Below are 23,929 nucleotides of genomic sequence, written 5' to 3'. Positions count from 1 at the left end.
ATGGGGGAGCCGAGTCGGGTTGTACGGGGCGGCCGTCGCGGCCGGTGGCGGGAGTGCCCGGTCAGACCGCTTCGGCGGTCTCCGGGAGCTGCTCGGTGAGCAGGTCGGTGAGCCGGGCGACCTCGGAGATGTCCCCGAAGTCCCTGGCAGCGGTGTCGACGGTCTTGCGGAGCCTGGTGTTGACGCGCTCCGATCTGACCTTCTTGGCGATCTTCAGGGCCTGCCTGGCCAGGACGGTCGACTCCTCCGGCTCGCGCTTGAGGAGGTGCACCGTGGCCATGCCGATCAGGTTGAGGGCGTAGGACCTCTGGTGCTCGTCGTCCTCGCCGAAGAGCTGGACGGCACGGGCCATGACGGGCTCGGCGAGCGAGGCGTACGTGGGGCTGCGGCCCGCGACATAGGCGAGGTCACGGTAGGAATGGGCGTTCTCGCCGTGCAGCTCGGCGTCGGAGAAGAAGCGGATCCAGTCGGGCTCGGGCTCGTCGTCGAGGACGGCGTCGGCGAAGGTGTCCTCGGCCATCCGGACGGCTCTCTTGCACTTGCTCGGCTGGCCCATGTTGGCGTAGGCGCGCGCCTCCATCGCATACAGCATGGCCTGGGTCCGCGCGGTCGCGCAGTCGCGGCTTCCGTACTGGGCGAGGTGGATGAGTTCGAGGGCGTCGTCGGGCCGGCCGAGGTGGATCATCTGGCGGCTCATGCTGGAGAGGATGTACGAGCCGAGCGGCTTGTCGCCGGCCTCCTTGGAGGCGTGCAGGGCGAGGACGAAGTACTTCTGGGCGGTGGGCTGGAGGCCCACGTCGTAGCTCATCCAGCCCGCGAGCTCGGCCAGTTCGGCCGCGCAGCGGAACAGGCGCCTGGCGGTGGCCTGGGGTTGCGGCTCCTGCAGCAGGTCGGTGACTTCGTGCAGCTGGCCGACGACGGCCTTGCGGCGCAGCCCTCCGCCGCACTGGGCGTCCCACTGACGGAACATCGCCGTGGTCGACTCCAGCAGGTCCAGCTCGGGCGCGGAGAGGCGTGAGGGGCGGCTCTCCGCGGACGGCAGTTCAGGTTCCGCGTGCCCCGGACGGGTGACCGGCACCAGCCAGCGCTGCATGGGTTCGACGAGGGTGGGACCCGCGGCCAGGGCTAGGGAGCTGCCGAGAAATCCCCGCCGGGCGAGCATGAGGTCGCTGCGGGAGAACTCGCTGAGCAGCGCGACGGTCTGCGGACCCGCCCAGGGGAGGTCCACCCCCGCGACCGAGGGGGCCTGGTGTGCCGCGCGCAGCCCGAGGTCCTCGACCGGGACGACGGCGCCGAAGCGCTCGGAGAAGAGCTCGGAGAGGATGCGCGGGATCGGTTCGCGGGGCTGCTCGCCGTCGAGCCAGCGGCGCACCCGGGAGGTGTCGGTGCTGATGTGGTGGGCACCCATCTGGCGGGCCCGCCGGTTCACCTGGCGGGCGAGCTCGCCCTTCGACCAGCCGCTCCGCACGAACCACGAACCCAATTGCCCGTTGGGGCGCTTCCCGGCATTCGTCTCGCCTGCGCCGCTGCCACTCACGGATACGCCCCCATCCCGCTGAAACCTGTCGCGCGAACCTCTATCAGAATGCCGTGCTCCTGTGCCGCCCGTACGGGCGTTGCGCACCGTCGAACAGAAAATCGGGTTGCCCGGGGCATACCCACCAGCGCGTGCAATTGCAGGTTCGAGTACCGACGGTAATCCTACGATCACCGTCGCTGCGAGGGCTCTTGCTGAAACGCCACCATTCGCCACCCCTTCGGGTGAACCCGTCCGGCACGGTCCGCGATTCACTTGACAGGCCGCGATCAGCAGCGGGCGGAGTGAAGCATCGAGGGGCGCGGGATCCATGGCGCGTCCCCCTGGTACGCCACCCCGCGCGCCGTCGGTCCGGCGGCGCGCGGAGGACGTCGAGGACTGCGGGTCGTAACCACCGGTGAGTCGGACCCGTTGGAGGGGGCATGGGCTTCACGATCGGCGGCATCCGGGAGATGCGGTCCGGCCCGCGGCGTCGCGGCCGCGGGGCCGGGGCGACCGCGGTGGCCGAGTACACAGGACTCTGGGGCTGGGCGGTGGCTCCCGGCGCGCGAGCCGCGGCGGGCGTCTGCTCGTGCGGCGACGACGCGTGTGCGGCCCCCGGCGCGCATCCCCTGGACTTCGCCCGCGAGGTGCCGCCGGGCGCGTCCCTGGGCATGGCCGCGGACGCCTGGGCCGAAGTGCCGGGTGCCTCGGTGCTCCTGCCCGCGGGCAGGACGTTCGACGTACTCGACGTCGCCGAGGCCGCCGGCCGGCGTGCGCTGGTGCGGATGGAGCGGATGGGTCTCCCGCTCGGGCCGGTGGCGGTGACACCGGCCGGCCGCACGCAGTTCTTCGTCGCCCCCGGAGCCGCTGCGGGGCTGCCCGGACTGCTCTACCGGATGGGCTGGGACGACGCGGACCTGGATCTGCGGGCGCTCGGCCTCGGCTCCTACGTCACTGCTCCCCCCTCGGACCTCGGGGGACTGGGCCCTGTCCGCTGGCTGCGCCCGCCGGCGCCTGACACGGCCGCCTCTCCCCCGCAGGCCAGGCTGCTGCTGGGCACGCTCGCCTACATATGCCACCGCTGGTGAACGCGGAAGGGCGGTGAACCCCTCTCGGGTCCACCGCCCTTCCGCGTGCCCACGGGGCTCCGGCTGTCAGTCGCCGATCAGCGCGTCGACGAACGCGCCCGGCTCGAACGGCGCCAGGTCGTCCGGTCCCTCACCGAGGCCGATGAGCTTCACGGGAACACCCAGCTCGCGCTGGACGGCGATGACGATGCCGCCCTTGGCGGTGCCGTCCAGCTTGGTCAGGACGATGCCGGTGATGTCGACCACCTCGGCGAAGACCCGCGCCTGGACGAGACCGTTCTGACCGGTCGTGGCATCGAGGACGAGCAGGATCTCGTCGAGCGGCCCGTGCTTCTCGACGACCCGCTTGACCTTGCCGAGCTCGTCCATGAGACCGGTCTTGGTGTGGAGCCGGCCCGCGGTGTCGATGAGCACCACGTCGGCGCCCTCGGCGATGCCCTCCTTCACCGCGTCGAAGGCGATCGACGCGGGGTCGCCGCCCTCGGGGCCGCGCACCGTACGGGCACCGACGCGCTCGCCCCAGGTCTGCAGCTGGTCGGCGGCGGCGGCGCGGAAGGTGTCCGCCGCGCCGAGCACCACGCTGCGGCCGTCGGCGACGAGCACCCGGGCGAGCTTGCCCGTCGTGGTCGTCTTGCCGGTGCCGTTGACCCCGACGACCATCACGACGCCGGGTGTCGTCTCGCCGCCCTCCGTCTTCACGGCACGGTCGAAGTCGGGCCCGAGCAGGGCGACGAGCTCTTCGCGCAGCAGGGTGCGCAGTTCGTCGGGCGTACGGGTGCCGAGGACGCGGACCCGCTCACGGAGCCGCTCCACCAGCTCCTGGGTGGGGGCGACGCCGACATCGGCGGTGAGGAGGGTGTCCTCGATCTCCTCCCAGGTGTCCTCGTCGAGGTTGTCGCGGGACAGGAGCGTGAGCAGCCCCTTGCCCAGGGAGTTCTGCGAACGGGCGAGCCGGGCGCGGAGCCGCACGAGGCGGCCCGCGGTGGGCTCGGGGACTTCGAGCTCGGGGGTCTCCGGCTCGACGACGACGGGGGTCTCCCCGACGGGAGTCCCGTCGCCGGGGAGACCGACCTCCTCGACGGTGCGCCGCGCTTCGTCGCGCGGCGTCTCGGCTTCCTCGCCGACATGGGGCTCTGCGGGAGGAGTGAGGGTCGGCGTGCTCGACGGTGCCGAGGGCGGCAGCTGCTTCTTCTTGCGGCTGCTGACCACGAGCCCGCTGATCAGGCCGACCGCGACCAGGGCGATGACTACAGCAAGGATGACGATTTCGGCGATTTCCATAACCCGTCCAGTATCGGCCACGGCTGCGGTCCGGGCACGGACCCGGAGGGCGGAGAGGCAGGACCGCAGCGCCGGTATGCCACGTTTGGGGGTAAAGGTACGCTGACGTCCGTGGAGAACCGCGGCCTGGACCCCGTCCCCGACGACGAACGCAGGGGGCGGGTCCGCGCCCTCTTCCCCACCTGGGTGGCCGCCAACATGACGGTGCTGCTGCTGAGCGTGGGAGCCGGGCTCACCGTCTTCAACGGGCTGAATTTCTGGCAGGTGCTGGTTGTGGCCGTCGCCGCCCCCGTGCTCTCGTTCGGACTGGTCGGTCTCGTGTCGATCGCGGGCAAGCGCGGCGGGGCTCCGGGCATGGCGCTGTCGAGGGCGGTGTTCGGGCAGCGCGGCAACCTCCTGCCCGGAGCGCTCATCTGGGTGGCCCGCTGGGGCTGGGAGACCGCCAACGCGGTCACCGGTTCCTTCGCCCTGCTGGCCGTGCTCGATCTGCTGTCCGGCGTCCGGAGTACGCCCACCCTGGTCCTCGTGACCCTGACGGTCTTCGTCGCGGCGAGTTTCCTCCTGTCCGGGCTCGGCATCACGGCGCTGCGGACGGGCTCCCGGGTCTCCGCATGGCTCTTCGGCGCCGCGAGCCTGCTCGTCCTGGTCCATCTGATCGCCTCGGCCCCGTGGCGGACGGTTCTCGACCGGCCGCCGGGGCCCGCGGGGATGATGATCGCGGGGATCGGGACGCTGGCGGCCGGTGGCCTCAGCTGGGGCCCCTCGGCACCGGACTTCACCCGCTACCTGCCGCGCTCCGCGTCCGCGCGGGCGATGGTCGGCGCGACCGTGGGAGGGGCGCTGGTCACCGTGGGGCCGATGGTGCTGATGGGTGCGGTGATGGCGGTGAGCTCACCGGACCTGGCCGTCACGAAGGACCCGGTGGCCTTCATCGGCGAACTGCTGCCCCGGTGGATCTCGGTCCCCTATCTGCTGACCGCCGTCGTCGGCATGGTGCTGATCAACGCCCTGTCGATGTACTCCGCCGGCTTCACCGCGCAGACGCTCGGATTCGCGGTCCCCCGCCCCTGGGCGGTGGGCGTGAACGCGACGATCAGCCTGCTGCTCGGCGGCACACTGATGATGGTGGCGACGAGTCTCATCGACACCTTCCTCTCGTTCCTGGTCCTGCTCGGCGTGACCTTCTCCGCCTGGATCGGGGTCTTCGGCGTGGATCTGCTGCGCGGCCGCGCCTACGACCCCGCGGCGCTCATGGACACCACTCCCCGCAGTGGTTACTGGTACACCGGCGGATTCAGCCCGCAGGCGATGGGCGCCTGGGGCGCGGGGCTCGCGGTGGGGCTGCTCTTCACCGAGGTGGACTGGTTCGCCGGCCCGCTGGCCTCCACCTGGATCGGGCGCGACGGCCTGGGCTGGGTGGCGACGATCCTCGTCGCGGCCGGGTCGTACGCGGCCCTTCCCCGTGCGGCCGACGCGACGGCCGGCGGACCGGTCGGCTTCTGACGCCGGCTCCGAGCGCGGACCGCGGACCGCGGCGCGGCACGACGCTGCCCCGGACCGGCACGACACTGCCCCGGACCGGCATGGGGCCGGCCCGGGGCAGCGGGTCGAGGAGAGGGGCAGCGGGGATCAGCCCATCTCCTCCAGCGCCTTGCCCTTGGTCTCCTTCACGAACTTGATCACGAAGGGGATGGAGAGCACGGCGAAGCAGGTGTAGATGATGTAGGTGCCCGACAGGTTCCAGTCGGCCAGGCTCGGGAAGCTCGCGGTGATCGCCCAGTTGGCGATCCACTGCGCCGACGCGGCGACACCGAGGGCGGCGGCGCGGATGCGGTTCGGGAACATCTCGCCGAGGAAGACCCAGACGACGACACCCCACGACAGCGCGAAGAAGAGCACGAAGACGTGGGCCGCGATCAGGGCGACCGTGCCCTGGGTCGTGGGCAGCTTGCCGTCCACGAGGTCCGCGGAGAAGGCCCATGCCTCGAACGCCAGGGCGACGGCCATGCCGACGGATCCGACGAGCGCGAGAGGCCTGCGGCCGACCCGGTCGACCAGCACCATGGCGATCACGGTGCCGATGATGTTGATGATCGACGTGGTGAACGAGTAGAAGAACGAGTCGGTCGGGTCGATGCCGACGGACTGCCACAGCGTCGCCGAGTAGTAGAACGCGACGTTGATGCCGACGAGCTGCTGGAAGACCGACAGGCCGATACCGACCCAGACGATCGGCAGGAAGCCGAAGCGGCTGCCGAGCAGGTCGCTGAACTTCGACTTGTGCTCACGGCGCATGGCCGTCTCGATCTCGTCCACACGCGCGTCGAGGTCGACGTTCTTGCCCTCGACCTCCTCGAGGATCTTCCGGGCCCGGTCCCTCTTGCCGACGGAGATCAGGAAGCGCGGCGACTCGGGGATCGCGAAGGACAGCAGCCCGTAGAGGATGGCCGGCACGACCATCACGCCGAGCATCCACTGCCAGGCCTCGAAACCGGCGATCTCACCGCGCTGGTCGCCGTCCGCGATCTGCAGGATGCCGTAGTTGACCAGCTGGGAGATGGCGATGCCGATGACGATGGCCGCCTGCTGGAAGGAGCCGAGACGCCCGCGGTAGGCGGGCGGCGAGACCTCGGCGATGTACGCCGGGCCGATGACCGAGGCCATACCGATCGCGAATCCGCCGATGATCCGCCACATGGCGAGGTCCCAGAGGGCGAACGGCAGCGCGGACCCGACGGCGCTGATGGTGAACAGCACCGAGGCGATCTGCATGCAGCGGATACGGCCGATCCGGTCGGCGATGCGTCCCGCCGTCGCCGCACCGATCGCACAGCCGATCAGCGCGATGGCGATCACCTGCGCGAGTGTCCCGGACCCGATGTCGTAGCGGTCCCGGATGGCCTCGACGGCACCGTTGATGACGGAACTGTCGTAGCCGAAGAGGAAGCCGCCCATCGCAGCGGCTGCCGTGATGAAGATGACATGGCCGAGATGGTCCGGGTGGGCCTCCCGGGCTCCGGACTCCGGTCCGCGCGCTCTGCTGGTCACATGAACTCCTGATACCTGGCCGCAACGTCAGGTGTGGGGGGTGAGCCCTCCTAGTGGCGCACAACTTTCGGTCGGCCACCACTTGAAGGTAAAAACAACATTGCCGAGGTTATGCGTTCAAGTTTCGAAGTCAAGACCCCATCAGACCCTTGCCCTTCTTCGTAAGTGCCCCAAGAACACCCAAAAGGTGCGTTGAAGTATTGAAGATTGGGTAAAGGCGGAGTGATGGCTTGTCAGTTCGTATGCCCCGGTTGTCAGCGAAGACGCTGACTGATCACCTTGGACACTCCGTCGCCCTGCATGGAGACGCCGTACAGCGCGTCGGCGACCTCCATCGTCCGCTTCTGGTGCGTGATCACGATGAGCTGGGAGCTCTCCTGGAGCTCCTCCATGATCCGGATCAGACGCTGCAGATTGGTGTCGTCGAGCGCCGCCTCCACCTCGTCCATGACATAGAACGGGCTCGGCCTGGCCTTGAAGATGGAGACCAGGAGGGCAACGGCCGTAAGGGATCGCTCGCCTCCGGACAGCAGCGAGAGCCGCTTGACCTTCTTGCCCGGCGGCCTCGCCTCGACGTCGAGACCGGTGGTCAGCATGTTGTCCGGGTCGGTGAGGATGAGGCGTCCCTCACCGCCCGGGAAGAGCCGGGAGAAGACGCCTTCGAACTCGCGTGCCGTGTCCCGGAAGGCCTCCGTGAACACCTGCTCGACCCGCTCGTCGACCTCCTTGATCACCTGTATCAGATCGGCCCGGGTCTTCTTCAGGTCCTCGAGCTGCTCGGAGAGGAACTTGTGCCGTTCCTCCAGCGCCGAGAACTCCTCGAGAGCGAGCGGATTCACCTTCCCGAGTTGCTGATACGCCCGTTCGGCGGCCTTCAGCCGCTTCTCCTGTTCGGCCCTGACGAACGGCTTCGGCTGGTTGCGCGGATCCTCCGGATCCGGGGGAAGCTCCTCCCCCTCCGCGGCCGGGGACGGCGGCACGAGCTGATCCGGGCCGTACTCGGCGTCCAGACCGGCCGGCTCGACGCCGAACTCCTCCAGCGCCCTGGCCTCCACCTGCTCCATGCGCAGCCGCTTCTCGGCGCCGAGCACCTCTCCCCGGTGCACCGAGTCGGTGAGCCGGTCGAGCTCGGTCTTGAGGTCCCGGCCGCGGCCGCGCTCCGCGGCCAGGTCCCGCTCGCGCCCGCCCTTCGCCGCCTCGGCCCTGGTCCGCTCCTCGTCCGCGCGTACGACCGAGACCTCCACGTGGGCGAGCAACTGCCTCGCGCCCGAGGCGACGGCGGTGGCCACGGCGGCCTCATGACGCAGCCGGGCGCGACGCTGCTCGGCGCGGGCGCGGGCCTCACGCTCGGCACGGGCCCCGCGGTCCAGCGCGTCGGCCCGTCCGGCGAGCGCCTTGACCCGTTCCTCGTGGGTACGGGCCTGGAGGCGGGCCTCCATCTCGGTCTGGCGTGCGTTGGCGCCGTCGGCGGCGAGCCGGTCCCGTACGGAGGTGTCCGGCTCCTCCTCCACCGGCGTCTCCTCCGCCACGAACAGCCGCTCCGCCAGCTCCTGGGCCTCCTCGGTGGCCCGCTCGAGAGCCTCCTGCGCCCGGGCGGCGGAAGCGGTGGTCCGCTCGGCCTCCCCGGCGGCGCCCCGGGCCTGCCCTGCCAGCCGCCCGAGCTGCTGCGCGACCCCGGACTTCTCCCGCTCGGCGGCCCGGCGACGCTCCCCCAGGTCCTCGACCAGGGCTGCGGCTTCGCCCCGCCGGGCGGCCGCGGCGCGCTGGGCCGACGCCAGTTCCTCGCAGCGCACGGCGAGCTCCGCCAGTTCGGCGGCGGCCTCGTCCACGGAGGCCTGCACCTCCAGCAGGCTGGGCGCTCCGGCGGAGCCGCCGTGCGCGAAGTGGGCGCCCAGCACATCGCCCTCCGCGGTGACGGCGGTGAGCCCGGGGTGGGCGGCGAGAAGCTCCTCGGCGTCCTCCAGGGTGCCGACGACCACCATGTCGCGAACCAGCCGTCGCACGGCGGCCATCAGCTCGGCAGGCCCCCGCACCAGGCCCGCGACGGCCGGCGCCGCGCAGTCCCCCGTGCCGACGGCCCGGCCGGCCGTACGTTCCGGCCGGTCCTCCGCTGCTGTGGCGCCGTGCTCCGACGCGGCGGCGCCGTACTCCGCCCCGGAGACCGCGAGGGCCGCGGGGCCGTGCTCCGCCCCCGATCCCTGCCCGGGTACATGGCCCGCGGGGCCCGCGGTGGGCTCCGTACCCTGCGCGGGAACCTGTCCGGCCCCCGCTCCGCCCGGTACCAATGCCGCGCGCCCCGCGTCCTGTTTGCGCAGCAGGCGGATCGCCTCGGCCGCCGCGGCCGGGTCCGTCACCGCGATCGCGTCGGCCGCGGCGCCCAGCGCGGCGGCCACCGCGACCTCGTGCCCCGGCGCCACCGTGAGGAGCTCCGCGACCGGCCCGAGCAGCCCCGTGAGCCTGTCTCCCGCGCCGAGCAGCACCCCGGTTCCGTCCTTGCGCCGGAGCCCCAGCGACAGTGCCTCGTGCCGGGCGGAGACCGCCGCGCGGCTGCGCTCCGCCGAGGTGACCGCCTCGCGCGCCGCGCTCAGTTCCGACTCCGCTCCGGCGAGATCCCGCTTGGCGGCCTCGTGCCGCTCCGTCAGCTCCGCGTCGCCCGCGTCGAGGCCGTCGACCTCGGCCTTGAGGTGCTCGTACTCCTCCTGAGCCGCGACCGCCCGCTCCTGTGCCTCGTCCCGCGAGGCGGCCAGCCGGTCGATCTCGGCCTGTGCCGAACCCGCGCGGCTGCGGGCGGCGTTGACCTGCCCGTGGAGACGTGCGAGGCCCTCGCGCCGGTCGGCGATGGCACGGGCCGCGTCCCGGAGCCTGCGCTCCTCCGCCGCCAACTCCCTCTCCAGCTCGGAGCGGTGCGCGGTGGTGTCCTCGAGGGCGTGCTCCGCCGCTTCGAGTGCCGCCTCCAGCTCCGCCTCCTGCTCGCGGATCCGGGCGGCCTCACGCTCCATGTCCTCCGGGTCGCGTCCGCGCCGCTCCTCGTCCGGCGCCGAGGCGGCACTCTTCACGCGCGCGTCAGCGAGCGAGATCGTGCCCCGGACGCGTTCGGCCAGCTGGGAGAGTTCGTACCAGGTCTGCTGTGCCCGCTGCAGCCGGGGCGCCAGCCGGCGTACCTCGTCCTCCAGGTCCGCCTCCCGGGCGAGCGCCGCCCTGAGTTCGGCCTCGGCCGCCTCCCGCCGCTGCTTGAGTGCCGCCTCGTCGGCGATCTCGCTGCGCAGCGCCTCCCTCAGCCGCACCAGGTCGTCGGCGAGGAGCCGCAGCCGGGCGTCCCGCAGATCGGCCTGGATGACGGCGGCCCTGCGAGCCACGGCCGCCTGTCGGCCCAGCGGTTTGAGCTGGCGCCGGAGTTCGTCGGTGAGGTCCTGGACGCGGGCGAGGTTGGCTCCCATCGCCTCCAGCTTCCGCAGCGCCTTCTCCTTGCGCTTGCGGTGCTTGAGCACGCCCGCCGCCTCTTCGATGAAGGCGCGGCGTCCCGTCGGATCGGCGTGCAGGACGGAGTCCAGGCGGCCCTGGCCGACGATGACGTGCATCTCGCGGCCGATTCCGGAATCCGAGAGCAGTTCCTGGATGTCGAGCAGCCGGCAGGTGTCGCCGTTGATCTGATATTCGCTGCCGCCATTACGGAACATGATCCGGGTGATCGTCACTTCGGCGTACTCGATCGGAAGCGCGCCATCGGAATTGTCGATGGTCAACGACACCTCGGCGCGGCCCAGCGGTGGCCTTCCCGTGGTGCCCGCGAAGATCACGTCTTCCATCTTGCCGCCGCGCAGGGATTTGGCCCCCTGTTCACCCATGACCCAGGAGAGCGCGTCCACCACATTGGATTTTCCCGATCCATTGGGACCGACGACGCAGGTGATCCCCGGCTCGAACCGCAGGGTCGTGGCGGAGGCGAACGATTTGAAACCGCGGAGGGTCAGGGCCTTGAGGTGCACGCCGCCGGACTCTACCTTTCGCTCTCGGTTTCGCTGATGAAGGTGCAGGGCACATCAGATGGTAAGCGAAGAGCGGGCGGCCGGGGACGGACCCGGGGGAAAGAAAGAAGGGACGCCGAGGCGTCCCTTGTAAAAAGTGCACGGCGCTGCGGGCGCAGTCATCCGGGCACAGTCCTGCGTGACGGATCGCGAACGGACCGGTTCACGAAGCAGTCCTCGGTTTCCGGGACGACGACGTGTTCCGGGGCGACGATCCGTGACGAAGGCATTCGATGGGTTGATCCCGAGCGGCTGGCGTACGGCCCGGCCGGCCCCGGCAGGGCCTTGGGGTCAGGTCAGCGCGGGCTCCGCCTGGGGTACGTCGATGTCGATGCTGTCGAGCAGCGACTCCTGGTGCTGGGCGGCGGCGTTGAGCGCGTCGTTCTCGTCCTGGATCCGTACGAGCTCGGATTCCAGGTCCTGGACGCGCTTCTGAAGCCGTCGCATCTCGGCGAGGAGTCGCGGGTCGGAACCGCCGACGTAACCGAGAAGCGCCTTTGCCATGATGAGAGGTCCTCCACACTGAGTGACCGACCGGATGCGGTGTGGGTCGTGAGGGAATCGCACCCGCGGTGCTCGGCAGTGCTCTGTGTCCACTGCTGTTCTGCTGTCTCCAGCTCTGCCGAACAGCTAAGGTGCGCGGGGTTTTCAGCGTCTCACCAAAAAGTTTGACGGTCAACACGATCACACGCCGACGGACCGGGTGTCCCGCGGCGCGCGGCCGGACGATCATGCGGCGCGACTCTCCTGCGGGTTCCCGAAGGGGTGTGGAGATCTTCGTCAATGCCGCAGCCTGGCATGAGGCGCGCTTCTTGGCAACCATGCCCGGAGGCCGGCTGCTTTCGCAGGTCATTTCGGGTGCGCGCCCTTCGAAGCCCCTCGCGGTCACCGCTCGGCGGGCCACGTACACACGGCGGATCGGGCCGTCTCTCCCGGCCTCGGTCAGCGGATCGCGAATCCCTCATATCCGCCGCGAGGCGTGTCCCAGATCTCAGTGACGCCGTCCACTCGGCCGGGTGTGTCGTCCGAGCCGAGCCAGTCCAGCAGACGGTGGCAATTCTCACGCGGCCCTTCGGCCACCACCTGTACCCGGCCGTCGTCGAGATTGAGGGCGAAGCCGGTGAGTTTTCCGATCTCCAAAGCATTTGCCCTGGTGAACCAACGGAACCCTACTTGCTGTACTCGGCCGCGTACCCATACGACGAGTCGTGCATCTTCGTTCATGCCCGAACGCTAACCGGCCAATTGCTCGACGAGCACGCCGCCCCAATCCGCCATGGCGTAAGGTCCCCTCGCAATAGCCTCACTCGAACGGGTGAGCTTGATCTTGAATACGGTGCCGTCGCCACGACGCCCGGAGAACGAGGAAGGCACAGCGCATGGGACGGCATCGACGCGCAGGCGCGGCCCCCGCCGCTGAGCAGCGCACGGCGGACGCGGCGGACGGGCACCGGAGTGCTCGCCGGAAGAAGCGAACCGGCATACCCGTGCGCGCCGGCCTCCTCGGAGTGTCCGCCGCCGTGGCCGTCGGAGCGGTCGCCGTCGCCTCCGGTCTGCTCCCGGGCGGCGGCAGCTACGACGTCAGTGGGGGCGGGGCCTCCGACCAGGTGCACGCGGGCGGTGCCCCCGACCTGCTGACCCAGGGCGACGCGTCCGCCGAACCGACCGGCCGCACCTCCGCCTCCGCGTCGGCCGAGGCCAGCCGGGGTACGGGCCGTTCCGCGGCCCCCTCCAAGTCGCCCTCCGCGACCCCGAGCGAGAAGGCGTCCGCCGGTCCTTCGAAGCAGGCGACGAAGACGCCGGAGCGGACGAAGTCACCTGCGGCCGCCCCGAAGAAGAGCACTTCGTCGAGCCCGGCGGCCGAGAAGCCCGCCTCATCGAGCCCGGCGACGAGGAAGCCGGCCGCTCCGAGCCGCACGGCCGACGCCCCGGCGAGCCCGTCCTCCACCTCGGCCCAGGCCGCCGTGCTCGCCCTGGTCAACCAGGAACGCGCGAAGGTCGGCTGCAGCCCGGTCACCACCAGCGCGTCCCTGACCGCGCTCGCCCAGGACTTCAGCGAGGACATGGCCGCCCGCGACTTCTTCGGCCACACCGACCCCGACGGGGCGACCCCCTGGGACCGCGCCGCCGCGGCCGGCGTGCAGGGTCTCGGAGGCGAGAACATCGCCCGGGGCCAGGCCGACGCGCAGGCCGTGATGGACGCCTGGATGAACAGCGACGGCCACCGCGCGAACATTCTCAACTGCGACTACAAGACGCTCGGCGTGGGAGTCCACCTCGGCTCCGGCGGCCCCTGGTGGACGCAGGACTTCGGCTTCTGAGAAATCCGCAGGTCAGAGGCTTTCGCCCCCGCGTGGGCCGTCTCAGGGCCGTGGCGTGTGCCCAGTCCTCTTGAAAACGCCGTCCACTGCAGCTCGGGTGCGAGTCTCGCTCGCGGGCATCAGGTGGGTGTACGTCCGTAGCGTGAATCCGGGGTCGTGGTGCCCCAGGTACTCGCTGAGCGCCTTGATGCTCTCCCCCGCGTCCAGGAGAACTGACGCGTAGAAGTGCCGCAGCGCGTGGGTACCGTTGTCGCGAACCGTGGGAACGCCCGCGGCTTCGAGGGCGGGCTTCCACACTCGGTGGTTGAAGCGATTCCGATTCAGCGAGAGACCCTCCGGGCTATAGAGGATGAGGATCGCCGTAACGGGCTTCCCGTCCACGGACTTCCACGGCAAGGTGATCGGCCTTGCCGGGTACTTCGCCAGGTGCGCCCGCAGCGCGTCCGCCACAGACTCGGGCAGCGGAACGTCCCTTTCCTTGCCTCCCTTCGGCGGCGCGAACACCGGGCGGTTCCGCAGGAGCTTCACCTGCCGCACCACGTGCACGACTCCAGCAAGAAAGTCCACGTCCTCTACGGCCAGCCCGAAGGCTTCCCCCTGCCGCATCCCGCACCCTGCGGCAGGCTCGACGAGGACGCGGTACCGCTCGGGAAGTGCTGCCCGCACAGTCATGACTCGGTCGGCCGGCCACGGCTTCACCTTGCGGGGATCGAGGCGCGGAGCCTTCACCGAGCGGGCGCTGCACGGGTTCGAGCGGATCAGCCGATCCTCGGTGGCCGCCGTGAGCTTCGTCCTCGGGGCCGGCGGGCAGCCGTCCCCCGCTTAAGAGCCTGATGCCACCGCCGCAGCCAACACGGGCAACCGCCGGTCCACCTCCCCCTGAAAAGCCTCGATGCGACAGCTCCGGATCGAGACGCTTGTCCCTCCGGATCGCTGCGAACAGCTCAGCGCGCGACAAACCCATCCCGGCCTCCCGACATGACCGCGATCAACACACACGGTCTCCGACAAGACCGTGCTCGACGCACACCCTGCCGTCGCCGGGCGGACGGAGCAGCGCATTCACTCCAACGAGGGCACGTCGCAGCACGTGTTCGCCAAGTGATAGCGGCCAGTCGGGATTCCCCGCTGGCGGCCAGTTAGCGGGGAGTTGCCTGGCCGCCAGTGATCACTCCGCGTGAGCGGGCCCGCGTCGGCTTGCCACGGTGGAGCCCTGGCCTCACCGGGCCGCGATGTGCGCCGCCCCGAACAGTCGCTTGGCCATGCCGAGGCGTTCATACGTGGCGATGGCCGGCGCGTTACCGGTGAGCACCATGAGCGCGGCGCGGCCGTGCTGGTTGACGAGGGCGTCCACGACGAAGCCGGACACGGCCCGCGCAAGACCGCGTCCGCGGGCCGCGGGGTGGGTGACCACTCCGCCCATGAACCCGCACCCGGCCGCGGACCACGCGTCCGCCGCCACCGCTAGCGGCTTCGTCCCGACGCTGCTGTCCACCTCGCCGACGACCCCGGCCCAGCGGCGCATGCCCGCGCGTCCCGGCTGCGCGTAGGAGTCAGGGAAGAAGCGGTCGAACAGTGAGGTCGTCTCCTTCTCCTCGCGGGCGTTCAGCCACCGCACGCCTGCGGCGGCGGCACCGGATGGGGACGTGGCCTCCATCCAGAAGAAGTTGTGGACCGGCGCCAGGTTGGGCAGCTGACGCACCAGCGCATCGATCAAGGCAGCTTCCCCCAAAACTCGGTAGGACGGGCCGATCTCCTCCAGGATCCGCCGCACCAGCACGGCCGCGTCGGCGCCGTCGCCCTTGACCGCAAGCCGGTCCTGTTGAGGGTTCGGGCTCGCCACCGCCAGCGCCGCGCCGTGGCACCAGGCCCGTACCCCCGGCCCCAGGCCGTCACCGCCTTGTCCCTGGGCGGCCCAGACCGGATGTCCGTCGCCGGCCGCGGCCTGCTCGATATCGCTGAGCCGTGCAAGTTCCTCCATACGCCGTGCTTACCAGGCGTTCTTGGAGGCCCGCTGTGACCCAGCCCTCATCGAGCACCGACTGTGATCACGTATCTGGCCGTACCTGGGGAATGTGAAGTGGCCGCCGACAGCCAAGTGGAGCCAGATCAACTTCTTACTCTGCGGAGCCACTTCAACCCCGTGCAGTGGAGCCCAAACAAGTGCTTACAAACAGCCTCCGATGCCCTCTGCCGATCGCCCCGACCACTGATGGCTTTTCAAGGAGGCGACAGCTTCTCGGTGCCCGGGAAGTCGTGCCCTGCTCTGCCGCAGTCGCCCGATGCCGCTGAGAGCTCCGCGCTAGGCGCCCGGAAGTCGTCCGCCCGGCAGGGCGGTCCTTTCAGCCCTTAAGGCTTGTCCCGCACTCGTCGTGTAGCGGGACCTGTCCGCTACACGACATCGGTCCGCTACAGAAATCAGGCCCCTGAGCTGCAATGTAGCGGTGTAGTGGATGTAGCGGACCCTCAGGGGAAGGGGGAGGCGGGTAACGGCATCGTCCGCTACCGCTACCTTTGCCGCTACCTCTCGCACCCCCTCTGACCGGCACGGTAGCGGCGGTAGCGGAGGTAGCGGACCTGACAGGTAGGGGGGTGCCCTTCTGGTCGCGGTCATTCCCTGCTCGGCTTGCGCCTGGCAGGGAATCGGGCCGTCTGTGGGCCGTCCGAGGATGGCCCACAGACACCGACGTTCACCAATACCACCGGCCTACGCCCCAGGTCAGAGACAGGGAACGGCACCCCTCCGCAGGTCCCTCCGCCAGGTGGTCAGTTCTTCGGCTTCTGACCGGGAGACCGCCACACCACGCGCCACGAGGGCCCCTGCCGTCCCAGGACGGACAGGGGCCTCTTCCTGTCCCGGGACTCGCGACCGGCAGCCGACGCGGCGAACGGCCTTCCCCGCCGCTCCCTCCGCGCCTACAACCATGCCTACTTCACGGGAGTCTTGATCGTCGGTAGTCACTTCACGACACAGACGATCAGAACTGAAGGAATGCATGAACCGACCCAGACGCACCACGGTGGCCACCGCCACCGCTGTGGTGCTCGCCTCGGCGTGCGGCCTGCTCGCCGCGGCCGCCCCCTCCTCCGCAGCCGTGTCCTGCGCGTCGCCCGTCTTCACGCGCACGTTCTACGCGAACACCACCTTCAGCGGGACCCCCAAGGGCACGGACTGCGACTCCGTGATCGACCAGGACTGGGGCACCGGCGCACCCGGCTACAAGGGGATGCCCTCCAACGACTTCGGTGTCCGCTGGTCCACGACCCGCGACTTCGGTTCGGGCGGGCCCTTCACGTTCACCGCCTCCTCCCGTGACGGCATCCGCGTGTACGTGGACGGCGTCCGCAAGATCGACATGTGGAAGAACGTCGCGAACACGGTCTCCAAGACGGCCTACGTGACCATCCCGGCGGGCACGCACAGTCTGCGCATCGACTTCGTGAACTGGACCGGCGCCGCCGACGTGAGATTCGCGTACGCGCCCCGCACCACGGCGAGCGTCGACAAGGTCAAGCCGCTGGTTCCCGCCGGGACCACCGTCTCCTACAGCACGGCCGCCACGTCCACCACGGTCGGCTGGGCGAAGAACAAGGAGATGGACCTCGCCGGATACCGCGTGTACCGCCGTCTGAAGGGCGCCGCGTACCCCACGAAGCCCCTCGCCACGACGACGTCGACGTCGTACACGGACACGACCGTGCCGAAGGACGGCAACGTCTACTACTACGAGGTACGCGCGTACGACAAGGCGGGCAACACCTCCTCGGGCACCGCCGACCTCGGCATCACCACGCTCGACCGCACGGCCCCCGCCGCCCCGAAGGGCGTCGAGGACAACTGGGCCATGGGCAGCCCCACCAAGATCACGCTCTACTGGGACGGCAACACCGAGCCCGACCTCGCCGAGTACCGGGTCTACCGCTCGACCTCGAAGCCGGTCCCCCTCACGTCCGCCAACCGCCTGGCCTCCACGGGCGGCGGCTTCAGCGGACCGCTGCCGCAGACCGGTGACGTCTACTACTACGTCGTCACCGCCGTCGACACGAGCGGCAACGAGTCCCCGGCCTCCGGCGCCGCCCAGTACTACAGCGACGACCTGACCGGCCCGGTCGACACCGCGCTCGGCGCACGGGCCTCGGAGAGCGAGGCCGGCGTCACCGTGACCTGGGACGCCTCGGAGCGGACCAGCGACGACTTCGCGGGCTACTCGGTCTTCCGGACCAGCCGCCCCGGCACCGCCGGCTCCTCGCGCTCCGAGGTCGGCAAGGGGGTGAAGGGGACCAGCTTCACCGACGCCGCGCCGCCGCCCGGTGCGACCTACTCCTACCGGGTCGTCGCCCTGGACCACGAGGGGAACGGCGGCGCCCCCTCCGCGGAGCTCTCCGTCACCGTCGCGGGGAACACGACCGCGCCCGCCGCCGTCACCGGTGTGAGGGCCGTCCCCGAGGCGAACGGCGTCACCCTCTCCTGGGACGCGAGCGAGGACCCCGGCCTCGCGTACTACCACGTGCTGCGCGGCACCCTCGTCGACGGGCAGTGGACGTACAAGGCCGTACTGCACCCCTGGGACTTCAAGCCGTGGGAGGTCACGGAGACTTCTTTCCACGACCACGTGCCGGCCGACGGACAGCAGGTCCGCTACGGCGTCGTCGCCGTCGACCAGTACGGGAACCAGCTCACGCCCGCCACCGGCGCCACCGCGCTCGACGTGACCGAGCTGGATCTCCGCCCGACCGTCCCGGCAGCGCCCGGCGGGCCGATCGCCTACCTCGGCGCCGACCAGAACGGCTGGATGTCCTGGGCCCTCGACAGCTCGGAGACCCTCGGTGAGGTCTCTGGTTTCGCGATCCACCGCTGGAACCCGACGACCGGGGTCTTCGACCTGGTCCGGACGGAGCCCATCGGCGCCGGCACCACCTGGCACTGGGTGGACCCCGTCCTGCCGCCCGCGACCACTGCCTACTACCGCGTCTCGGCCCTCTACACGGACGGCACCACGTCCGGCGCGAGCGAGGTCGCCGTCGTGACGCGCTGACACCCGCGCCCCTGGCGCCCCGGCCTGTGCAGCGCTCACCGGAAGTGAGCGCTGCACAGGCGTAAGCTGCGGGCATGGGTGAGACACCGGCGGACTCCGTGCGTGACGACGACGGCGACTCGCCCTTCGACGTCTTCTCACGTCGGTGCCCCTCGCGGGTAACCCTGGAACACGTCACCGGCCGCTGGGGCAGTCTGACCCTGGGCGCGCTGCACGAGAGCGGCGCACGCTTCAACGAGCTGCGGCGCCGGGTCGACGGGGTCAGCGAAAAGATGCTCTCCCGGACGCTCCACGCGCTGGAGCGCGACGGGCTGGTGCACCGGGAGGCCCAGCTCACCAATCCGCCCCGGGTCGACTACGAGCTGACCGCGCTCGGCCGGGAGGTCACGGGACGGCTGATGGACCTCATCCTGCTCGTCGAGGGCCGGATGCCCGAGGTCATCGAGGCCCAGGACCGGTACGACGCGGCACGTGAGGCCTGAGCCGGGACGTCAGGAGACCCGCGGCGGACGCTGGCAGCGCGGGCAGAAGTAGCTGGAGCGGTTCATCCACGGCCGGCGGCGCATCGGCGTACCGCAGCGGCGGCAGGGCTCGTCCTCGCGTCCGTACGCGTCCAGCGACCGGTCGAAGTAGCCGGACTCGCCGTTCACGTTGACGTAGAGACTGTCGAAGCTGGTCCCGCCCTGGTCGAGGGCCTCCCGCATCACCGCCCTGACATGGCCGAGCAGCTCCGCCGTCCTCGGGCGGGTCAGGGTCGCCGTCGGCCGCTCGTAGTGCAGCCGGCTGCGCCAGAGCGCCTCGTCGGCGTAGATGTTGCCCACTCCGCTGATCAGGGACTGGTCGAGCAGGGCGCGCTTGACCGTCGTACGGCGCAGCCGCAGCGCCAGGTGGAAGGCTGCGTCGTCGAAGGCCGGGTCGAGGGGGTCGCGCGCGATGTGCGCGATGACGTCGGGCAGGCCGTCGGGGGTGTTGTCGTGGAGCGACAGCCCGCCGAAGGTGCGCTGGTCGACGAAGCGCAGCTCGGTGCCGAGCGCGTCGTCGAAGCGGATCCTGATCCGCAGGTGCTTCTCGTCGGGGGCGTCCTCGGGCTGCACGAGCAGCTGGCCGCTCATGCCGAGGTGTCCCAGCAGCGAGGAACCGGCGTCGTCGAGCGGGACCCAGAGGTACTTGCCGCGACGCATCGCCGTGCCGAAGCGCAGACCGCGGAGCCGGGCCGCGAAGTCCGCGCCGCCCGCGAGGTGCCGGCGCACCGCGCGCGGATGCAGGACCTCGGCCGCCTCCACGGTCCGCCCGGCGGTCCAGCGCTCCAGCCCTCTCCGCACGACTTCGACCTCGGGCAGTTCGGGCACCTGGCACTCCTTCGGGGACGTGGCGGGACAAGCGGAAACCCCCCGGTCCGCGAGGGTACCGAGGGGCTTCCGGGTGGGTCAGGCGGGAGCCGCGTCCGATTTCGGCGACGGGTCGGCAGGGGCGTCGGCGACCCCTCCGTCGGCTGCGGCCTTCGCCGTCGCCTCCCGTGCTTCCGCGGCGGCGCTGATCTCGCGCCAGGCGGACTCCGCCGCCTGCTGCTCCGCTTCCTTCTTGCTACGGCCGGTGCCGGTGCCGTACGAGACACCACCGACGCGAGCAGCAGCAGTAAAGGTCTTCTCGTGATCCGGACCGGTCTCCGTGACGAGGTACTCGGGGACTCCGAGGCTCTCGCTCGCGGTGAGCTCCTGGAGACTGGTCTTCCAGTCCAGGCCGGCTCCGAGGTTGGAGGACCTGTCGATCAGCGGGTCGAAGAGCCGGTGGACCAGCTCCGAGGCCGCGCTGAGCCCTTGGTCGAGATAGACGGCGCCGATCACCGCTTCAAGGGTGTCGGCGAGGATGGAAGCCTTGTCCCGGCCACCCGTGCCCTCTTCACCGCGGCCGAGCCGGATGAAGGAGCCGAGTTCGAGGCCGCGGCCCACTTCCGCAAGCGCACGCGAGTTGACCACCGCGGCCCGCAACTTGGCCAGCTGGCCTTCGGGCAGGTCGGGGTGAGTGCGGTACAGCGTGTCCGTGACCACCAGGCCGAGCACCGAATCCCCGAGGAATTCGAGCCGCTCGTTGGTGGGCAGACCGCCGTTCTCGTACGCGTACGAACGGTGGGTCAGCGCACGCACCAGAAGGGCGGACTCGAGGTGATACCCGAGCCGCCCTTCCAGAAGCGTGTGGGACGAGGCTGTGTTGATGTTGTCTGCCTGCTTCTTGGCGCTGGACAACTCAGACATCGGGCCTCTCACCAGCCGCTCAGACCTCGAGGACCTGGCGCTTGTTGTAGGTGCCGCAGCTCGGGCACGCAATGTGCTGGAGCTTCGGCTCCTGGCAACGCTCGCACGAAACCAGGGTGGGGACCGCAGCCTTCCACTGCGACCGGCGGTGGCGCGTGTTGCTGCGCGACATCTTCCGCTTCGGAACAGCCACGGCTACTTCTCCTGCTTCTCGTCGACGCCCGGTTCGGCGCCGCCCATGTTGTCCTTCTCGCCGTCCTGAACGGTCTCGGCGAGTCCTTGCAGTGCCGCCCAACGAATGTCGGCGACGTCGTGGTGGTGATCCGGATTCTCGTCCAGCCTGATTCCGCATTCGGAACACAGACCGGCACAGGTCTCCTTGCACACCGGCTGCAGCGGCAGTGCGAGCACCACCGCGTCACGCAGCACAGGCTCGAGGTCGAACGAGTCGTCCTCGAGAAAGAACCTGTCCTCGTCGTCCTCGGCGTCGTCGACCGGGTCCGCGGTCCTGCTGCGGTTCCGGTCATCGGCGTCAGGGTACGAGAACATCTCCTGGAAGTCCGCTTCGACCTCGAGGGTCAGCGGCTCCAGACACCTTACGCACTCCCCCTCGGCCGTCGCACGGGCGGTGCCTGTGACAAGCACCCCTTCCATGACCGATTCGAGGCGGAGGTCCAGCGCCAGGGGCGCGTTCTCCGGAACTCCGACGACCCCGTCGATGCCGAGGTCCTTCGGTGCTTCCGCCGTGCGGGTCAGCCGCTTCTGGGTACCCGGACGCCGGCCCAGCTCGCGCGTATCGAACACGAGAGGGCTGCGGTGGTCGAGGTGGCCGTTCAGGGCTTCTCCTGCTTTCGAGATCATGTGCGTGGTGCGGCTTTCGGGAGGGCCGCCCATGCCTTGGGGAGATCCCCGAGGAAGGAGGGCAGCCGGGATCGCGGACATACGCGCGACCGAAGAGCCAGGATACTGGACGTACCGCCCAGCTCCCAATCCGGTCCGGACCGCTCCGGTCAGCGGCCCTGCTCGTACCGGCGCAGCTGTTCCAGGTCGATCATGCTCGTGTCGAAGAGGCTGGTCTCGTCGAGCGCGCTCTCGCCCTGCTGCGCGGGCACCTGGGCCTGCTGCGGCCAGTACTCCTGCTGCTGGTCCGGCGCGTACCCCTGCTGCTGGTAGGCGGCGTACGGGTCCGGCTGCTGCGGGTAGCCGTAACCGTCCTGGACCTGTTGCTGGTCCTGGTAGCCGTAGGTCTGCGCGTACTGCTGGTCCGGCTGGGCCTGGACCGGGAAGCCGCCCTGCGCGGGGTCCTGGTAGTCGGCGACCGGCGCGTAGTCCGGCTGTGCGGGCTCCGCGTAGGAGGGCTGCTGCGGGCTCTGACGCGGATCGGGGGTGGCCAGCTCCGCCAGGCCCGCCCAGTGGTCCTCGTCGCTGGTCCGCTGGTGGCCGCCCGCGGCGTCCTGGGCGGCCATGTGTGCGCCGAGGTCGTCGGTGGCGACCCGGCCGTGCAGCTTCTGACGACCCCGGCCGACGGCCTCCAGGGTCTTGGCGAGCACGGCCTCGAAGGCGCCGAGCTTCGTGTCCACGTAGTCGTCGGCACGCCGGCGGAGTATCTCGGGGTCGGCGCTGCGCTCCGGGGCCTCGGCGAAGTCCGGGTCCTGGTAGCCCTGCTCGTCGAGGCCCTCGCCGCGGCCCAGGAGCTTCTCCCGGCCGCGGTCGACGGAGCCGATGGTCTTGGTGAGGACGACCTCGAAGTTGGCGAGCTTGCTGTCGACGTACTCGTCGGCCTCGCCCCGGACCTCGTCGGCCTCCCGGCGGGCCTCGGAGAGGATCCGGTCCGCCTCGGCCTGGGACCGCTGGGCGATCTCGGTGCCGGAGACCAGTGAGCCGCGCTCCGCGCGGGCGGACTCGATGATCCGCTCGGCCTCCTGCCGGGCCTGCTGGACGAGCTGCTCGCTGCCGCCGATGAGCTCCTCGGCGTGGGCGAGCGAGCCGGGCAGGGCCTCGCGCACCTCCGCGAGCATCGCGAGCAGTTCGGCCCGGTTGACCACGCAGGACGCCGACATGGGCATGGAGCGGGCGTTCCCCACCGTTTCGACGATCTCGTCGAGCTTCTTCTGCACGTCCACCGTGTGCTCGCCACTCTCTGCTGCTGTTGGAGACGGACGGGACGACTGTAAGGCCAGTCGCCTGCCGTCCGACACCTGGTGACGGACGGTCAGCGCATCACTTCTGGCCGAGACGGTCCACGAGGGCCTCGTGGACCGTCGGCGGCAGCAGGTGCGCCACGTCGCCGCCCCAGGCGGCGACCTCCTTGACCAGGGAGGACGACAGGAAGCTGTAGGTCGGGTTCGTCGGCACGAAGAGCGTCTCGACCCCCGAGAGGCCGTTGTTCATCTGGGCCATCTGCAGCTCGTAGTCGAAGTCGCTGACGGCCCGCAGGCCCTTCACGATCGCCGGGATGTCGCGCTGCTTGCAGAAGTCGACCAGCAGGCCGTGGAAGGACTCGACCTCCACGTTGCCGAAGTCGGCCGTCACCTCGCGGATCATGTCGATCCGCTCGTCGACGGTGAACAGGCCCTTCTTGGACTGGTTGATCATCACGGCGACGTGTACGACGTCGTACAGCTTCGAGGCTCGTCCGATGATGTCGAGATGTCCGTTGGTGATGGGGTCGAACGACCCCGGACAGACGGCGCGGCGCAACGTGGTTCCCTCGCTCTCCGATGCGGTCATCGTGCGTCTTCGCACGTGGAAGCGGCGCGACCGTACCAAAGCGTCGCCTCGCCGTAACGGCGCGCCCGCTGTGGCTCGAATCCGCCGGGCCAGTCGAATTCCCCGCCCCTGGTGCTCCGTTCCACCGTGACGAGGGCATCGCCCGTGAGCCACCCCTGAGCACGGAGTGTGAGCAGGATCTCCCGAAGATCGTCGTCGGTGACGGCGTAGGGCGGATCGAGGAAGACCACGTCGTACGGGTCCGAGGGCGCCCGTCCGGTCACGATCTGTTCGGCTTTGCCCGCGCGGAACTCCGCCCCGGACAGACCGAGGGTGCGGATGTTGTCGCGGACGGTGCGCGCGGCCGTGGCGTCGGCCTCCACGAGCAGTGCGTGGGCGGCCCCGCGCGAGAGGGCCTCCAGGCCCACGGCCCCCGACCCCGCGTACAGATCGGCGACACGGATGCCGTCGAGCGTGCCCAGGAGCGCCTGCCAGGTGGAGAACAGGCCCTCCCGCGCACGGTCGGAGGTGGGGCGGGTGCCGGTGCCGGGCGGGACGGCGAGGCGGCGTCCGCCGGCCGTGCCGGCGATCACGCGGGTCATGGGTGTCTGTTCCTCGGGTCGCGGGCGGCACACAGGACGGGACGCGTG

20 protein-coding genes are annotated in these 23,929 nt (G+C 70.4%); 5 read left to right on the top strand and 15 right to left on the bottom strand.

Annotated elements, in window-relative coordinates; all coding sequences use genetic code 11:
- Positions 1-61 precede the first annotated feature (61 nt).
- Positions 62-1,537 carry a hypothetical protein gene (locus ACIRJR_RS26410; RefSeq protein ID WP_403784947.1) on the bottom strand — a complete coding sequence of 492 codons (1,476 nt, stop codon included), beginning with the start codon at positions 1,535-1,537 and terminating at the stop codon, positions 62-64.
- Positions 1,538-1,959: 422 nt separating this feature from the next.
- On the opposite strand from ACIRJR_RS26410, the gene ACIRJR_RS26405 reads away from it, so the two are divergent.
- Positions 1,960-2,607 carry a bifunctional DNA primase/polymerase gene (locus ACIRJR_RS26405; protein WP_403784945.1) on the top strand — a complete coding sequence of 216 codons (648 nt, stop codon included), beginning with the start codon at positions 1,960-1,962 and terminating at the stop codon, positions 2,605-2,607.
- A gap of 66 nt (positions 2,608-2,673) precedes the next feature.
- On the opposite strand, the gene ftsY is transcribed toward ACIRJR_RS26405, so the two are convergent.
- On the bottom strand, positions 2,674-3,888 hold the full coding sequence (gene ftsY, locus ACIRJR_RS26400) for a signal recognition particle-docking protein FtsY (protein WP_403784943.1): 1,215 nt from the start codon (positions 3,886-3,888) through the stop codon (positions 2,674-2,676).
- Between the two features lie 111 nt (positions 3,889-3,999).
- On the opposite strand from ftsY, the gene ACIRJR_RS26395 reads away from it, so the two are divergent.
- The gene (locus ACIRJR_RS26395; protein WP_403784941.1) at positions 4,000-5,391 is read left to right on the top strand and encodes a purine-cytosine permease family protein; all 1,392 of its coding nucleotides are present in this window, start codon (positions 4,000-4,002) and stop codon (positions 5,389-5,391) included.
- 126 nt (positions 5,392-5,517) lie between these two features.
- Here the strand turns inward: ACIRJR_RS26395 and ACIRJR_RS26390 are convergent, their stop codons facing one another.
- The 4 genes from ACIRJR_RS26390 to ACIRJR_RS26375 all read right to left on the bottom strand — a co-directional run bounded on the left by ACIRJR_RS26390 (position 5,518) and on the right by ACIRJR_RS26375 (position 12,185).
- Positions 5,518-6,936 (bottom strand): sugar porter family MFS transporter, encoded by a 1,419-nt coding sequence (locus ACIRJR_RS26390; RefSeq protein ID WP_403784939.1) that lies wholly within the window; start codon positions 6,934-6,936, stop codon positions 5,518-5,520.
- Positions 6,937-7,190: 254 nt separating this feature from the next.
- Complete coding sequence (locus ACIRJR_RS26385) at positions 7,191-10,922, bottom strand: AAA family ATPase (RefSeq protein WP_403784937.1); 3,732 nt, start codon at positions 10,920-10,922, stop codon at positions 7,191-7,193.
- 330 nt (positions 10,923-11,252) lie between these two features.
- Positions 11,253-11,465: a hypothetical protein gene (locus ACIRJR_RS26380; protein ID WP_033304037.1), complete on the bottom strand. Its 213-nt coding sequence runs from the start codon at positions 11,463-11,465 to the stop codon at positions 11,253-11,255.
- Between the two features lie 438 nt (positions 11,466-11,903).
- On the bottom strand, positions 11,904-12,185 hold the full coding sequence (locus tag ACIRJR_RS26375; protein ID WP_147959695.1) for an acylphosphatase: 282 nt from the start codon (positions 12,183-12,185) through the stop codon (positions 11,904-11,906).
- Positions 12,186-12,340: 155 nt separating this feature from the next.
- Between ACIRJR_RS26375 and ACIRJR_RS26370 the strand changes: the two genes are divergently transcribed.
- Positions 12,341-13,282 carry a CAP domain-containing protein gene (locus tag ACIRJR_RS26370; RefSeq protein WP_403784934.1) on the top strand — a complete coding sequence of 314 codons (942 nt, stop codon included), beginning with the start codon at positions 12,341-12,343 and terminating at the stop codon, positions 13,280-13,282.
- A gap of 42 nt (positions 13,283-13,324) precedes the next feature.
- Here the strand turns inward: ACIRJR_RS26370 and ACIRJR_RS26365 are convergent, their stop codons facing one another.
- Positions 13,325-13,954 (bottom strand): tyrosine-type recombinase/integrase, encoded by a 630-nt coding sequence (locus tag ACIRJR_RS26365; RefSeq protein ID WP_403784932.1) that lies wholly within the window; start codon positions 13,952-13,954, stop codon positions 13,325-13,327.
- 547 nt (positions 13,955-14,501) lie between these two features.
- Positions 14,502-15,263: a GNAT family N-acetyltransferase gene (locus tag ACIRJR_RS26360; RefSeq protein WP_403784930.1), complete on the bottom strand. Its 762-nt coding sequence runs from the start codon at positions 15,261-15,263 to the stop codon at positions 14,502-14,504.
- Positions 15,264-16,278: 1,015 nt separating this feature from the next.
- Between ACIRJR_RS26360 and ACIRJR_RS26355 the strand changes: the two genes are divergently transcribed.
- Complete coding sequence (locus tag ACIRJR_RS26355) at positions 16,279-18,318, top strand: PA14 domain-containing protein (RefSeq protein ID WP_403784928.1); 2,040 nt, start codon at positions 16,279-16,281, stop codon at positions 18,316-18,318.
- 74 nt (positions 18,319-18,392) lie between these two features.
- Positions 18,393-18,800 carry a winged helix-turn-helix transcriptional regulator gene (locus tag ACIRJR_RS26350; RefSeq protein WP_403784926.1) on the top strand — a complete coding sequence of 136 codons (408 nt, stop codon included), beginning with the start codon at positions 18,393-18,395 and terminating at the stop codon, positions 18,798-18,800.
- A gap of 9 nt (positions 18,801-18,809) precedes the next feature.
- Here ACIRJR_RS26350 and mutM read toward each other — a convergent pair whose 3' ends face one another.
- From mutM to rsmD, 7 genes are all read right to left on the bottom strand, one after another.
- Positions 18,810-19,667, bottom strand: a complete 858-nt coding sequence (gene mutM / locus ACIRJR_RS26345) for a bifunctional DNA-formamidopyrimidine glycosylase/DNA-(apurinic or apyrimidinic site) lyase (protein ID WP_403784924.1) — start codon at positions 19,665-19,667, stop codon at positions 18,810-18,812.
- A gap of 78 nt (positions 19,668-19,745) precedes the next feature.
- Complete coding sequence (gene rnc, locus ACIRJR_RS26340) at positions 19,746-20,570, bottom strand: ribonuclease III (RefSeq protein WP_403784922.1); 825 nt, start codon at positions 20,568-20,570, stop codon at positions 19,746-19,748.
- Positions 20,571-20,589: 19 nt separating this feature from the next.
- Positions 20,590-20,763 carry a 50S ribosomal protein L32 gene (rpmF, locus tag ACIRJR_RS26335; RefSeq protein ID WP_003965982.1) on the bottom strand — a complete coding sequence of 58 codons (174 nt, stop codon included), beginning with the start codon at positions 20,761-20,763 and terminating at the stop codon, positions 20,590-20,592.
- Between the two features lie 2 nt (positions 20,764-20,765).
- Positions 20,766-21,431, bottom strand: a complete 666-nt coding sequence (locus ACIRJR_RS26330) for a DUF177 domain-containing protein (protein ID WP_361583551.1) — start codon at positions 21,429-21,431, stop codon at positions 20,766-20,768.
- Between the two features lie 149 nt (positions 21,432-21,580).
- A complete protein-coding gene (locus ACIRJR_RS26325) occupies positions 21,581-22,693 on the bottom strand; it encodes a cell division initiation protein (protein ID WP_403784920.1) in 1,113 nt (370 codons plus the stop codon).
- 97 nt (positions 22,694-22,790) lie between these two features.
- A complete protein-coding gene (coaD, locus tag ACIRJR_RS26320) occupies positions 22,791-23,270 on the bottom strand; it encodes a pantetheine-phosphate adenylyltransferase (RefSeq protein ID WP_403785148.1) in 480 nt (159 codons plus the stop codon).
- 26 nt (positions 23,271-23,296) lie between these two features.
- The gene (rsmD, locus tag ACIRJR_RS26315) at positions 23,297-23,881 is read right to left on the bottom strand and encodes a 16S rRNA (guanine(966)-N(2))-methyltransferase RsmD (protein ID WP_403784918.1); all 585 of its coding nucleotides are present in this window, start codon (positions 23,879-23,881) and stop codon (positions 23,297-23,299) included.
- Between the last annotated feature and the right edge of the window lie 48 nt (positions 23,882-23,929).

It is taken from the genome of Streptomyces sp. NPDC102402 (assembly GCF_044765765.1).
GTDB lineage: Bacteria > Actinomycetota > Actinomycetes > Streptomycetales > Streptomycetaceae > Streptomyces.
Note: the sequence above shows the minus strand (reverse complement) of the source record. Positions and strands in the feature narration are given on the sequence as shown.

Bases quoted from the DNA above. Each gene is read 5' to 3' on its own strand.
- ACIRJR_RS26355 (WP_403784928.1), top strand. From the start codon at position 16,279: ATGAACCGACCCAGACGCACCACGGTGGCCACCGCCACCGCTGTGGTG.
- ACIRJR_RS26365 (WP_403784932.1), bottom strand. From the start codon at position 13,954: ATGACTGTGCGGGCAGCACTTCCCGAGCGGTACCGCGTCCTCGTCGAG.
- ACIRJR_RS26330 (WP_361583551.1), bottom strand. From the start codon at position 21,431: ATGATCTCGAAAGCAGGAGAAGCCCTGAACGGCCACCTCGACCACCGC.
- ACIRJR_RS26375 (WP_147959695.1), bottom strand. From the start codon at position 12,185: ATGAACGAAGATGCACGACTCGTCGTATGGGTACGCGGCCGAGTACAG.
- ACIRJR_RS26360 (WP_403784930.1), bottom strand. From the start codon at position 15,263: ATGGAGGAACTTGCACGGCTCAGCGATATCGAGCAGGCCGCGGCCGGC.
- ACIRJR_RS26405 (WP_403784945.1), top strand. From the start codon at position 1,960: ATGGGCTTCACGATCGGCGGCATCCGGGAGATGCGGTCCGGCCCGCGG.
- ACIRJR_RS26350 (WP_403784926.1), top strand. From the start codon at position 18,393: ATGGGTGAGACACCGGCGGACTCCGTGCGTGACGACGACGGCGACTCG.
- ACIRJR_RS26370 (WP_403784934.1), top strand. From the start codon at position 12,341: ATGGGACGGCATCGACGCGCAGGCGCGGCCCCCGCCGCTGAGCAGCGC.
- ftsY (WP_403784943.1), bottom strand. From the start codon at position 3,888: ATGGAAATCGCCGAAATCGTCATCCTTGCTGTAGTCATCGCCCTGGTC.
- rnc (WP_403784922.1), bottom strand. From the start codon at position 20,570: ATGTCTGAGTTGTCCAGCGCCAAGAAGCAGGCAGACAACATCAACACA.
- rsmD (WP_403784918.1), bottom strand. From the start codon at position 23,881: ATGACCCGCGTGATCGCCGGCACGGCCGGCGGACGCCGCCTCGCCGTC.
- ACIRJR_RS26380 (WP_033304037.1), bottom strand. From the start codon at position 11,465: ATGGCAAAGGCGCTTCTCGGTTACGTCGGCGGTTCCGACCCGCGACTC.